This window comes from Streptomyces sp. NBC_01549, assembly GCF_026339955.1.
In the GTDB taxonomy this organism is placed as follows: Bacteria; Actinomycetota; Actinomycetes; order Streptomycetales; family Streptomycetaceae; genus Streptomyces.
In genome coordinates, this window is the sequence record NZ_JAPEPW010000001.1 from 4,627,217 (window position 1) to 4,640,347 (window position 13,131).

Here is a 13,131-nt window from a genome sequence, read left to right on the forward strand (position 1 = left end):
GCGGGGGCGGATCGCACAGTTCCCCGCGCCCCCGACGGGGCACAGCCCCGCCGAACCCCCTGTCCAACCCAGCGGAGCGCATGCGCTCACAGCGAACAGTTCCTTCTGCGGGATTCCCCGGAGGGACCCGCGCGTTAGGGTCCATGAATACGAGGGCAGGGGAGTCCCCGAAGCCGCCCCGGGCGGTTGTCGCACCGGGGTCCCACGCCCCCAGCAGAAGACGTGAGACGGCCCGGCGCCGTCGTAAGACGAGCAGGTGGATACGTGACGAATCTGATGCCCACAGCTGCCGGTGAACCCTTCGGTGGTGGCCTCGGCGACCAGGTCTACAACCGGCTGCTCGGCGAGCGGATCATCTTCCTCGGCCAGGCGGTCGACGACGACATCGCCAACAAGATCACGGCGCAGCTGCTGCTCCTTGCCTCCGACCCGGACAAGGACATCTACCTCTACATCAACAGCCCCGGCGGATCGATCACGGCCGGCATGGCGATCTACGACACCATGCAGTACATCAAGAACGACGTGGTGACGATCGCCATGGGCATGGCGGCCTCGATGGGTCAGTTCCTGCTCAGCGCGGGCACCCCCGGCAAGCGCTTCGCCCTGCCGAACGCCGAGATCCTGATCCACCAGCCCTCGGCCGGCCTCGCGGGCTCCGCGTCGGACATCAAGATCCACGCCGAGCGGCTGCTGCACACCAAGAAGCGGATGGCCGAGCTGACCTCCTTCCACACCGGTCAGACGGTCGAGCAGATCACTCGTGACTCGGACCGCGACCGTTGGTTCGACCCGATCGAGGCCAAGGAGTACGGCCTCATCGACGACATCATGCCCACCGCTGCCGGTATGCCGGGCGGTGGCGGCACCGGGGCGGCGTAAGCCCCTCAGCGCCCCCCAGGGCGGCGTTGGGCCCCTCGGCCACTCCCCGGCACTCCCAGTGCCCCGGAGTGGCCCAGAAGGCCCTCCAGTGCCCCAGCTGACCGCCTCAGGCTCTTACAGGCTCTTCAGGAGACACAGTGAACGACTTCCCCGGCAGCGGCCTCTACGCCCGCACGCAGGCCGAGTACACCGGTCCTCGTGCGGAGTCCCGCTACGTCATCCCGCGCTTCGTCGAGCGCACCTCGCAGGGCGTGCGTGAGTACGACCCGTACGCGAAGCTCTTCGAGGAGCGCGTGATCTTCCTCGGCGTGCAGATCGACGACGCCTCCGCCAACGACGTCATGGCGCAGCTGCTGTGCCTGGAGTCGATGGACCCCGACCGTGACATCTCGGTCTACATCAACAGCCCCGGTGGCTCGTTTACGGCCCTCACGGCCATTTACGACACGATGCAGTTCGTGAAACCCGACATTCAGACGGTCTGCATGGGCCAGGCCGCCTCGGCCGCCGCGATCCTGCTGGCCGCCGGTACGCCGGGCAAGCGCATGGCGCTTCCGAACGCCCGCGTGCTGATCCACCAGCCCTACAGCGAGACCGGCCGCGGCCAGGTCTCGGACCTCGAAATCGCTGCGAACGAGATCCTCCGGATGCGTGCGCAGCTGGAAGAGATGCTGGCCAAGCACTCGACCACGCCGATCGAGAAGATCCGCGAGGACATCGAGCGCGACAAGATCCTCACCGCTGAGGACGCGCTGGCGTACGGCCTGATCGACCAGATCATCTCCACCCGCAAGATGAACAGTTCCGCGATCGTCTGACGTATCGCTGTATCGTCTGCCGCTCGTCTGTCGCCCGTTGGCGTGGTTCACGACAAAGTGAACCGCGCCAAGGGGGGCCCGAACGGGGGGCTCGGCAAGGTACCGTCGGACATAAGGCAGCACCAGGAGCCGCTGGACCTAGGCGTCTCCCAGGCGAAGGGGAAGCACACCGTGGCACGCATCGGTGACGGCGGCGATCTGCTCAAGTGCTCGTTCTGTGGCAAGAGCCAGAAGCAGGTCAAGAAGCTCATCGCAGGCCCCGGTGTATACATCTGCGACGAGTGCATCGATCTCTGCAACGAGATCATCGAGGAAGAACTCGCGGAAACGAGCGAGGTCCGCTGGGAGGAACTCCCGAAACCCCGCGAGATCTACGAGTTCCTCGAGGGGTACGTGGTCGGCCAGGAGTCGGCCAAGAAGGCCCTCTCAGTCGCGGTGTACAACCACTACAAGCGGGTCCAGGCCGGTGAGAACGGCGGCGGTCAGAACCGGGACGACGCCATCGAGTTGGCGAAGTCCAACATCCTCCTGCTGGGCCCCACGGGCTCCGGCAAGACTCTGCTCGCCCAGACGCTCGCGCGCATGCTCAACGTCCCGTTCGCCATCGCCGACGCGACGGCGCTCACGGAGGCGGGGTACGTCGGCGAGGACGTCGAGAACATCCTGCTGAAGCTCATCCAGGCGGCCGACTACGACGTCAAGAAGGCCGAGACGGGCATCATCTACATCGACGAGATCGACAAGGTGGCCCGTAAGAGCGAAAACCCGTCGATCACGCGAGACGTGTCCGGCGAGGGCGTCCAGCAGGCCCTGCTCAAGATCCTGGAGGGCACGACGGCCTCCGTTCCGCCCCAGGGCGGACGCAAGCACCCCCACCAGGAGTTCATCCAGATCGACACGACGAACGTCCTGTTCATCGTGGGCGGCGCCTTCGCGGGCCTGGAGAAGCTCATCGAGTCGAGGGCGGGTGCCAAGGGCATCGGCTTCGGCGCGACGATCCGCTCCAAGCGCGAGCTCGAGTCCAAGGACCAGTTCGAGGCCGTCATGCCCGAGGACCTGGTGAAGTTCGGCATGATCCCCGAGTTCATCGGCCGACTGCCCGTCATCACCTCGGTCCACAACCTCGACCGGCCGGCGCTCCTCCAGATCCTCGTGGAGCCGCGCAACGCGCTCGTGAAGCAGTACCAGCGCCTGTTCGAACTCGACGGCGTGGAGCTGGACTTCGAGCGCGAGGCCCTGGAAGCCATCGCCGACCAGGCGATCCTCCGCCAGACCGGCGCGCGCGGCCTGCGCGCCATCATGGAGGAGGTCCTCCAGGCGGTGATGTACGAGGTTCCCTCGCGCAAGGACGTGGCGAGGGTCGTCATCACGGCGGACGTGGTCCTGTCCAACGTCAACCCGACGCTGATCCCGCGTGACGCCCGCGGGCGTGGCCCGGGTGAGCAGAAGACGGCGTAACCGCCACCGCACGGACGTACGGCGAAGGGGCCCCGGTCAACCGACCGGGGCCCCTTCGCCGTTGCTGTGCTCGCGGTTGACGTGTGCGGTCAGATCTTGACGTGGACGGTCAGATCTTGACGCGGACGTCGTTGCGGAGCTTGGCGACGAGGGCCGCCGTGTCCTCCATGGTGGCGCTCTTGCCGGTGAGGAAGGCGGCGATGTCGACCGAGGTGACAGAGGCGACCGTGCTGTGGTCGCCCCAGATGCACAGGGGCACCTTCACGGTCTTGGGGGCGCCGGCCGCGGAGGTCGACGAGTCGGTGTTCGTGATCTCGGCCTCCTGGCACTTCAGGATGCCGTTGCTGAACCCCGAGGGCTTGAACTCCTGCGGGCTGCCGAGCAGCTTGCCCTTGCTGCTGTCCTTGCTCTGGTCCTTCTCGGACTCCGTCTTCACCTTGGCGAACATGGCGTCCACGACGGCCGCCGGGTCGTCGATGGTGCCGTACACCCCGCTGTAGGACAGGTTCTTCGCGGTCATGCCGGTGCCGTTCACGTAGCCCGCGCCGGCGTCCTTGGCGTTCTTGACGCCCCACTTCTGGAAGTCCTTGATGTCGCTGTCGGACATCGAGGGGGTGTCGCTGGAGCTGTTGGACTTCTTGTAGGTGCCGTTGACGACCGTCGTGGGCGCCGTCAGCTTGTGCGGGCCGTCGTCCGCGACCGAAGCGCTGCTGCCGCCACCACCGATGACGAGGTACGCCGCCACGGCGATCGCGGCGACGACCGCGACCGAGCCGATGATGAGCGCCGTCTTCTTCTTGCCGCCGCCGGGCGCGGGCGGCTGCGGGGCGCCGTAGGGCTGCTGGCCGTAGGGAGGCTGCTGCCCGTAAGGGGGCTGCTGGCCGTACCCGGGCTGCTGACCGTACGGTCCGGGCTGCTGGGGCGGGGCGCCCTGGGGAGCCTGCTGGGGGTAGCCGTAGCCGGGCTGCGGAGGAGCCTGCGGCGGATAGCCGTAACCGGGCTGAGGGGCCTGCGGCGGCTGGCCGTAAGGGCCCTGCTGCCCCGGCTGACCATACGGTCCGGGCTGCTGGGGCGGCCCGCCGTACGGGCCCGGCTGGTTGTAGCTCATCTCTGGGTTCCCCTCCAGATGCTTATGTGTTCCTGACATCCTGGCGTAACGCCTGGGGTGCCACGGCAGTGGGGGGCGGACCGTTACGAAAGAACTGAGTTTCGGGACAGGGCGGTGACGCCTCTAAACTGACCCCGTGACCGAGAACTCTCAGCAGCCGCAATCAGCGCCCACTTCCGAACTGCCGACCCAGTACGCGCCGGCCGAGGTAGAGGGGAAGCTGTACGAGCGCTGGGTAGAACGGGGTTACTTCGCGGCCGACGCGAAGAGCGACAAGCCCGCGTACACCATTGTCATCCCGCCGCCGAACGTCACCGGGTCGCTGCACCTGGGCCACGCCTTCCAGCACACGCTCATGGATGCCCTGACACGCCGTAAGCGCATGCAGGGGTACGAGTCGCTGTGGCTGCCGGGTATGGACCACGCCGGTATCGCGACGCAGAACGTCGTCGAGCGCGAACTCGGCAAGGAGGGCAAGTCCCGCCACGACCTGGGCCGTGATGCCTTCGTCGAGCGCGTGTGGCAGTGGAAGGAAGAGTACGGCGGCAAGATCCTCGGCCAGATGCGCCGGCTCGGGGACGGCGTGGACTGGTCCCGCGAGCGCTTCACCATGGACGAGGGGCTGTCGCAGGCTGTCCAGACCATCTTCAAGAAGCTCTACGACGACGAGCTGATCTACCGCGCCGAGCGCATCATCAACTGGTGCCCGCGCTGCCTCACCGCCATCTCGGACATCGAGGTCGAGTACCAGGACGACGACGGCGAACTGGTGTCGATGAAGTACGGGGAGGGGGACGACACGATCGTCGTCGCCACCACCCGTGCCGAGACGATGCTCGGTGACACGGCCGTCGCCGTTCACCCCGACGACGAGCGCTACCGGCACCTCGTCGGCCGACGCATCAAGCTGCCGCTGACCGACCGCACCATCCCCGTCGTCGCGGACACCCACGTCGACCCGGAGTTCGGCACCGGCGCGGTCAAGGTGACCCCGGCCCACGACCCGAACGACTTCGCCATCGGCCAGCGCCACGGCCTCGAGTCGCTGACCGTCATGGACGAGCGCGGCGTCATCACCGTGCACGGCCCGTTCCAGGGCCTCGACCGCTTCGAGGCCCGCTCCGCGATCGTCGCCGCGCTGCGCGCGGAGGGCCGGATCGTCGCCGAGAAGCGCCCGTACGTCCACTCGGTGGGCCACTGCTCACGCTGCAAGACGACGCTGGAGCCGCGTCTGTCCATGCAGTGGTGGGTCAAGGTCGGCCCGCTGGCCGAGGCCGCCGGCGACGCCGTCCGGGACGGCCGGGTCAGCATCCACCCGGCCGACATGTCGAAGCGCTACTTCGACTGGGTCGACAACATGCACGACTGGTGCATCTCGCGCCAGTTGTGGTGGGGCCACCGCATCCCCGTCTGGTACGGCCCCGAGGGAGAGGTCGTCTGCGTCGGGCCCGACGAGGAGCCCCCGGGCACCGAAGCCGAAGGCTGGAAGCAGGACCCCGACGTCCTGGACACCTGGTTCTCCTCCGGCCTGTGGCCCTTCTCGACCCTCGGCTGGCCCGAACGGACCCCGGACCTCGAGAAGTTCTACTCGACCGACGTCCTCCTCACGGGTCACGACATCATCTTCTTCTGGGTCGCCCGGATGATGATGTTCGGCCTGTACGCGATGGACGGTGAGGCGCCCTTCAAGACCATCGCCCTCACCGGACTCGTCCGTGACCAGTTCGGCAAGAAGATGTCGAAGTCCTCGGGCACGGCCGTCGACCCGCTCGACTGGATGAACGCGTACGGCTCCGACGCCGTCCGTTTCACCCTCGCTCGCGGTGCCAACCCCGGTACGGACGTGCCGATCGGTGAGGACTGGGTCCAGGCGTCCCGGAACTTCGCCAACAAGATCTGGAACGCCACCCGCTTCGCGCTGATGAACGGCGCGACGGTGGAGGGCCCGCTGCCGGACCCGTCCGAGATGACGGCGACCGACCGCTGGATCCTCTCCCGCCTGAACAAGACGGTGGCCGAAGTCGACGCGTTCTACGACGACTTCCAGTTCGCCAAGCTGTCCGACGCCCTCTACCACTTCGCGTGGGACGAGGTCTTCGACTGGTACGTCGAGCTGTCCAAGACGACGTTCATGGCGGGCGGCGAACCGGCGAAGGTCTCCGGGCGTGTCCTGGGTGAGGTCCTCGACGTCACCCTCCGCCTCCTGCACCCGATCGTCCCCTTCGTCACCGAGACGCTGTGGACGACGCTGACCGGCGGCGAGTCGGTCGTCATCGCCGAGTGGCCGACCGACTCCGGCTTCCGCGACGCGGCCGCCGAGCGCGAGATCGAGACGCTTCAGCAGGTCATCACGGAGGTCCGCCGCTTCCGCGCCGACCAGGGCCTGCAGCCCGGGCAGCGCGTCCCCGCCCGGCTGACGCTCGACGGCACGGCGCTCGCTCCGCACGAGGCGGCGATCCGGCAGCTGCTCCGGCTGCAGCCGGAGGGTGAGGCCTTCGCGGCCACGGCGACGCTTCCCGTCGCGGGGGCCACGGTGGCGCTCGACCTCTCCGGCACGATCGACGTCGCGGCCGAGCGCAAGCGGCTCGCCAAGGACCTCGCCGCCGCCGAGAAGGAGAAGGCCCAGGCGAACGCAAAGCTCGGCAACGAGGCGTTCCTCGCCAAGGCGCCGGACCAGGTCGTCGACAAGATCCGTACGCGGCTCGCCAAGGCGGACGAGGACATCGCCCGTATCCAGGCCCAGCTGGAACGCCTCCCGGAGGCGTGACGGCTCCGCCGTAGGTGAACGAAGGCCCCCGGGACCTCATTGGTCCCGGGGGCCTTCGACGTCCGTCGTCTGGGGGTGGGTGGGGGGCTTGGCGCGCTGGGGCGCCGGGGCGCAGCCCCGTGCCCCAGGGGCACGGGGAACTGCGCGACCGGCCCCCACTCGGCCCGTGGCCGAAGAACCCACCCGGGGGGCTGGGGGCGGAGCCCCCGGGGACGGGACGGGTAGGGGCGGCGGGGGCGAGAGACCCGGGGACGGTTCGGCTCCGTAGACTGGAAGCGTGAGTGAGCTCCCCCCGCACGACAGCAACGAGCCGGACGAGCCGGAACGCCGCGACCCGCACGGTCTCTTCGACGAGATCGTCGCGGCCGAGACCGACCGCGACCCCGACCTCGCGGTGATCGAGGCCGGCAGCCGTACCCTCCGCGCCCAGGGCGCCGACGCGGACCGGCAGGCCGACGTGCCCGCGCGCCCGGCCGACCCCGAGGTCGACAAGGCGCTGCGCGAGGTGGAGGCCGAGCTCGCCACCCGCTGGGGCGAGACCAAGCTGGAGCCTTCCGTCAGCCGGATCGCCGCGCTGATGGACGTCCTGGGCGAGCCCCAGCGCGCGTACCCCTCGATCCACATCACGGGCACGAACGGCAAGACCTCCACCGCCCGCATGATCGAGGCCCTCCTCGGTGCCTTCGAGCTGCGCACCGGCCGGTACACCAGCCCCCACGTCCAGTCGGTCACCGAGCGGATCAGCCTCGACGGCGCCCCGATCTCCGCCGAGCGGTTCATCGAGACGTACAACGACATCAAGCCCTATGTCGAGATGGTCGACGGTCAGCAGGAGTACCGGCTGTCGTTCTTCGAGGTGCTCACCGGCATGGCGTACGCCGCCTTCGCGGACGCCCCCGTCGACGTGGCCGTCGTCGAGGTCGGCATGGGCGGCAGCTGGGACGCCACCAACGTGATCGACGGGGACGTCGCGGTCGTCACCCCCATCGACCTCGACCACACCGACCGGCTCGGCGAGACGCCCGGCGAGATCGCCACCGAGAAGGCCGGCATCATCAAGCAGGACGCGACCGTGATCCTGGCTCAGCAGCCAGTGGACGCGGCTCAGGTGCTGCTGAAGAAGGCCGTGGAAGTCGACGCGACCGTGGCCCGGGAGGGCCTGGAGTTCGGGGTCGTCGCACGACATGTCGCCGTCGGTGGGCAGCTCATCACCCTGCGCGGGCTCGGCGGGGAGTACGAGGAGATCTTCCTGCCGCTGCACGGCGCCTACCAGGCGCACAACGCCGCCGTGGCGCTCGCCGCGGTCGAGGCGTTCTTCGGCGTCGGCGCGGCGCACGCCCAGCGGCTCGACATCGACACCGTGCGCAAGGCGTTCGCCTCCGTCACCTCGCCGGGCCGCCTCGAGGTCGTACGGCGCTCGCCGACCGTCGTGCTGGACGCCGCGCACAACCCGGCGGGCGCCCGTGCCACCGCCGAAGCTGTGGGCGAGGCCTTCGACTTCAGCCGGCTGATCGGAGTCGTCGGCGCGAGCGGCGACAAGAACGTACGGGGGCTGCTCGAGGCCTTCGAGCCGATCTTCGCCGAGGTCGTGATCACCCAGAACTCCAGCCATCGCGCGATGGGCGCCGACGAACTCGCCGGGATCGCGGTCGAGATCTTCGGCGACGATCGGGTGCAGGTGGAGCCGCGGCTCGACGACGCGATCGAGGCGGCGATCACGCTGGCCGAGGAGGAGGGCGAGTATGCGGGTGGTGGCGTCCTCGTGACCGGCTCCGTCATCACTGTCGGCGAGGCCCGACTGCTCCTGAGGAGGGGCTGACCGCTGTGCGTACGCTCTGTGCTTCCACTCTGATCGGCGAGTTCTTCGTCATCGGCTTCGCCGGGCTCGTCGCGATGAAGGACCCCGACCTGTCCATGGCCACGGTGTGGACGGTCAGCGGGATCTTCATGGCGGTGAGTGTGCTGCTCTGCGGGATGATCACCCGGCCCGGGGGTGTCCAGCTCGGCTGGGCCCTGCAGATCGCGCTGATCGCCAGTGGGTTCGTGGTGGGGTCGATGTTCTTCCTCGGGGCGATCTTCGCCGCGCTGTGGTGGGCCTCGGTGCACTACGGACGGAAGATCGACGAGGCCAAGGCGAGGTTCGCCGCGCAGGCGGAGGCCGAGGGGAACGCGGCGTAGGCGCTTCGCGCCCCGGGTCGGCCCGCGGCCAATTGACTCCGGGCGGACGGGAGATGCGGGGCGCGGCCCCGCCCCGGGGGCGCGGGGAACCGCGCGCCCAGCCCCCACCGACCCGCGGCGAAAGTCCACCTGCCCGCCCCCACGCACCCCCGCCCACCTGACTCTGCGTGACACCCACCAGGACACGCCCTGTAGCCTCGGTCACCCGCACACTTGTGACCCGAAGGAGCCACCACCGTGAGCCAGCGCACCCTCGTCCTCCTCAAGCCCGACGCCGTCCGTCGCGGCCTGACCGGCGAGATCATCAGCCGTATCGAGCGCAAGGCCGGCTGGCAGATCACCGCGCTGGAGCTGCGCACGCTGGACCAGGACACGCTGGAGCAGCACTACGGCGAGCACAAGGGCAAGCCGTTCTACGAGCCGCTGGTGGAGTTCATGGCGTCCGGCCCGGTCGTGGCGCTGGTCGTCGAGGGCGAGCGGGTCATCGAGGGCGTGCGCGCGCTCGCCGGTCCCACCGACCCCATCGCCGCCGCCCCCGGCTCCATCCGCGGCGACTACGGCGTGATCGTCCGCGAGAACCTGATCCACGCCTCCGACTCCGAGGAGTCCGCCGAGCGCGAGCTGAAGATCTTCTTCCCCGGCCGCGTCTGACGCCTCCTCGTAGTCGCGTCCGAGCCGCTTCCAGGTCGCGTCCGAGTCGCGTTCGAGTCGCTTCCAAGTCGCGTCCGAGCCGCGGGTACATCACGATTACAAGATGTTCTTGTAACGGCTTGTAAAGGCTTGAATAGGACTTGCGCTCCCGGCTCGATGCCTGATCAGGGAAGGCCGTGGGAATTCCGGCCGTCCCGCGGCATATGCGTGCCGATCGGGGGAACGCGTGCCCCCGTTGGCCCGTCTCCAGAAGCGAGGCGGCGCCACGCATGCTGACAATGGCGAAGACCCTCGCGCAGTGTTCGTGCAGGCGCGTCTACGATGGAGACCTTCACGTCACTGCACCCACCTCGCCGTTCCTAAAAAGCCGTCAAAGCTACGCTTGGGAAGGCCAGACGAATCCTGATGGGGAACTCAATGTCGTTCATCGGCCGTGACATGGCTGTCGACCTCGGGACCGCCAACACGCTGGTGTACGTCAGGGGTCGCGGGATCGTACTCAACGAACCGTCCGTCGTCGCGATCAACACCAACACCGGTGGCATCCTCGCGGTCGGCGCGGAGGCGAAGAAGATGATCGGCCGGACCCCCGGCAACATCGTTGCCGTGCGCCCGCTGAAGGACGGTGTCATCGCCGACTTCGAGATCACCGAGCGTATGCTCCGCTACTTCATCCTGAAGATCCACAAGCGGCGCTATCTCGCCCGCCCCCGTGTCGTCGTGTGTGTGCCCTCGGGCATCACGGGCGTCGAGCGCCGTGCCGTCATCGAGGCGTCGTCCCAGGCCGGCGCCCGCCAGGTGCACATCATCGAGGAGCCCATGGCCGCGGCCATCGGCTCCGGCCTGCCGGTCCACGAGGCCACCGGCAACATGGTGGTGGACATCGGCGGCGGCACCACGGAGGTCGCGGTCATCTCGCTCGGCGGCATCGTCACCGCCCAGTCCATCCGCGTCGCGGGCGACGAGTTGGACAACGCGATCATCCAGCACATCAAGAAGGAGTACAGCCTCCTCCTCGGTGAGCGCACCGCCGAACAGATCAAGATCACGATCGGTTCGGCGTACGACCTCGACAATGACGAGCACACCGAGATCCGCGGCCGGGACCTGGTCTCCGGACTGCCGAAGACCGTCGTCATCTCCGCGGCCGAAGTCCGCAAGGCGATCGAGGAACCGGTCAACGCGATCGTCGACGCGGTGAAGACGACGCTCGACAAGTGCCCGCCGGAGCTGTCGGGTGACGTGATGGACCGCGGAATCGTGCTGACCGGTGGCGGGGCGCTGCTGCGCGGGCTCGACGAGCGACTGCGCCGCGAGACCGGTATGCCGATCCACATCGCCGAGGACCCGCTGGACAGCGTGGCGCTCGGCTCCGGCAAGTGCGTCGAGGAATTCGAGGCGCTCCAGCAGGTTCTGGACGCCCAGCCGCGCAGATGAGGTAACTCTTCGATTCCGCCGTACGGGATGATCGCTTCTCGTACGGCGGATCGTTGATATTGAGGCATAAGCTCCCCCATAACACCCTTGGGCGTCAGCACTCGCTCGGGGTGCGTTCCTGTTGACCTGTTCGGATCCGACTCCGATCCATTCCGACTCCGACTCCGACCCATTCCGACGAGGAAGGCACGGCCGCCGCACGTGAGGGACACACGAGAGAGCCGGCTGCTCCTGGTGCTGCTGATCGCCATCGCGTTCGCTCTGATCACGGTGGACATCCGTGGTGGACAGGACTCACCGGTCCAGGGTGCCCGCCAGGCCGCCGCGGCGGTCTTCGGCCCGATCGAGAACGGGGTGTCCTCCGCGGTCGACCCCGTCGGCAACGCGATCGCCGCGGTCCGCGACTCGGACAGCCGACACGATCGCATCGCCCAACTCGAGCACGACAACACGGCGCTGAAGGCCAAGCTCGGCAGTGACGACCGCAATCGCAGCCGTCTGAGCCAGCTCGACAAGATGCTGAAGATGGCCGGCGCCGGGCAATACGGCATCAAGGGCGCCGAGGTCATCGCCATAGGAGCCGCCCAGGGCTTCTCCTGGACCGTGACCATCGACGTCGGCAGCAACGACGGCGTCCAGCGCGACATGACGGTCCTGAACGGCGACGGGCTCGTCGGCCGCGTCACCACCGTCGGTCCGGACACCGCCACGGTGCTGCTCGCCAACGACCCCGATTTCACGGTCGGTACGCGGATGGAGTCCAACGACGAGCTCGGCTTCGCCTCCGGGCAGGGCGACCGCCCGCTGCGGGTGGAGATGCTGAACGGCAAGGCGAAGATCAAGAAGGGCGACCGGCTGGTCACCTTCGGCTCGCAGGCCGACAAGCCCTTCGTGCCCGGCGTTCCGGTCGGTGTGGTCTCCCGTGTCGACCCGTCAGGCGGCGACCTGACCCGCACGATCTACGTCACGCCGTACGTCTCGTTCTCGAAGCTCGACATCGTCGGTGTCGTCGTCGAGGCCCCCCGCAAGGACCCACGTGACACGGTGCTGCCGGCCAAGCCCAAACCGACGCCCACGCCGACCGTGACCGTGACGGTCACCCCCTCGGCGTCCGAGCCCGTCACCGGCCAGACGCCGTAGGAGCTGAATCCCCATGCGTTTCAATCGGCTGCTGCTCTCCGCCACCCTGGTGGTGGTCGCCCTGGTGATCCAGGTGAGCGTCCTCGCCCGTCTCCACCTTCCGGGCGCCGTCCCCGACCTCGTCCTCCTCACGGTGCTGGCCCTCGCCATGGTGTACGGCCATGTCGGCGGCGCCCTCATCGGCTTCGCCGCCGGCCTGCTCGCCGACCTCGCCCCGCCCGCCGACCATGCCGCCGGGCGCTACGCCCTCGTGCTGTGCGTCATCGGCTATCTCGCGGGGCTGGCGAGACCGGAGAACGGTCAGCTCAAGTCGGCGACCGGCCCGATGGCCGTGGTCGTCGCCGCCGCGATCGGCTCCACCCTGCTGTACGCCGGTGTCGGCGCCCTCGTCGGCGACACCGCCGCCCGCCATGTCGGCCTCGGCAGCCTGCTGTTCACGGCCGCCCTGTACGACCTGCTCCTCGCGCCGTTCGTGGTTCCGGGGCTGATGGCCCTGGCCCGGCGCTCGGAGGGCAATCCGCTCGGCGACTCCAACAGCGCCAAGGCCTCGGACGTCTCCTCGGGCTGGCTGGCCTCGGGCACCGGCCTGCGCATCGGCAGTCAGCGCGGCCACCGAGTCAAGGCCGCCCGGGCGCGCGTCGCCCGCGCGGGGCGTATCAAGGGGGTCAAGCGCCTGTGAGGACACGTCAGTT

Annotated in this window: 11 protein-coding genes; 10 read left to right on the forward strand and 1 reads right to left on the reverse strand. The window is 68.6% G+C overall.

Annotation, left to right across the window (positions count from 1 at the left end):
- Window positions 1–276 precede the first annotated feature (276 nt).
- The 3 genes from OG819_RS20580 to clpX all read left to right on the forward strand — a co-directional run bounded on the left by OG819_RS20580 (window position 277) and on the right by clpX (window position 3,158).
- The gene (locus tag OG819_RS20580; RefSeq protein WP_266421778.1) at window positions 277–882 is read left to right on the forward strand and encodes an ATP-dependent Clp protease proteolytic subunit; all 606 of its coding nucleotides are present in this window, start codon (window positions 277–279) and stop codon (window positions 880–882) included.
- Between the two features lie 137 nt (window positions 883–1,019).
- Window positions 1,020–1,700 (forward strand): ATP-dependent Clp protease proteolytic subunit, encoded by a 681-nt coding sequence (locus tag OG819_RS20585; protein WP_266624702.1) that lies wholly within the window; start codon window positions 1,020–1,022, stop codon window positions 1,698–1,700.
- A 171-nt stretch (window positions 1,701–1,871) separates the two neighbouring features.
- Window positions 1,872–3,158, forward strand: coding sequence for an ATP-dependent Clp protease ATP-binding subunit ClpX (gene clpX, locus OG819_RS20590; protein WP_054231969.1), 1,287 nt, complete (start codon window positions 1,872–1,874; stop codon window positions 3,156–3,158).
- 109 nt (window positions 3,159–3,267) lie between these two features.
- On the opposite strand, the gene OG819_RS20595 is transcribed toward clpX, so the two are convergent.
- Window positions 3,268–4,266: a hypothetical protein gene (locus tag OG819_RS20595; RefSeq protein WP_266624701.1), complete on the reverse strand. Its 999-nt coding sequence runs from the start codon at window positions 4,264–4,266 to the stop codon at window positions 3,268–3,270.
- A gap of 136 nt (window positions 4,267–4,402) precedes the next feature.
- Between OG819_RS20595 and OG819_RS20600 the strand changes: the two genes are divergently transcribed.
- From OG819_RS20600 to mreD, 7 genes are all read left to right on the forward strand, one after another.
- Window positions 4,403–7,033: a valine--tRNA ligase gene (locus tag OG819_RS20600; protein ID WP_266650790.1), complete on the forward strand. Its 2,631-nt coding sequence runs from the start codon at window positions 4,403–4,405 to the stop codon at window positions 7,031–7,033.
- 277 nt (window positions 7,034–7,310) lie between these two features.
- Complete coding sequence (locus OG819_RS20605) at window positions 7,311–8,852, forward strand: folylpolyglutamate synthase/dihydrofolate synthase family protein (protein ID WP_266624699.1); 1,542 nt, start codon at window positions 7,311–7,313, stop codon at window positions 8,850–8,852.
- A gap of 5 nt (window positions 8,853–8,857) precedes the next feature.
- On the forward strand, window positions 8,858–9,211 hold the full coding sequence (locus tag OG819_RS20610) for a DUF4233 domain-containing protein (RefSeq protein WP_266624698.1): 354 nt from the start codon (window positions 8,858–8,860) through the stop codon (window positions 9,209–9,211).
- Window positions 9,212–9,448: 237 nt separating this feature from the next.
- Window positions 9,449–9,862, forward strand: coding sequence for a nucleoside-diphosphate kinase (gene ndk / locus OG819_RS20615; RefSeq protein WP_054231901.1), 414 nt, complete (start codon window positions 9,449–9,451; stop codon window positions 9,860–9,862).
- Window positions 9,863–10,279: 417 nt separating this feature from the next.
- Complete coding sequence (locus tag OG819_RS20620; RefSeq protein ID WP_037747701.1) at window positions 10,280–11,299, forward strand: rod shape-determining protein; 1,020 nt, start codon at window positions 10,280–10,282, stop codon at window positions 11,297–11,299.
- Window positions 11,300–11,500: 201 nt separating this feature from the next.
- Window positions 11,501–12,439 carry a rod shape-determining protein MreC gene (gene mreC / locus OG819_RS20625; protein ID WP_266650791.1) on the forward strand — a complete coding sequence of 313 codons (939 nt, stop codon included), beginning with the start codon at window positions 11,501–11,503 and terminating at the stop codon, window positions 12,437–12,439.
- A 13-nt stretch (window positions 12,440–12,452) separates the two neighbouring features.
- On the forward strand, window positions 12,453–13,118 hold the full coding sequence (gene mreD, locus OG819_RS20630) for a rod shape-determining protein MreD (RefSeq protein ID WP_266624696.1): 666 nt from the start codon (window positions 12,453–12,455) through the stop codon (window positions 13,116–13,118).
- Window positions 13,119–13,131 lie beyond the last annotated feature (13 nt).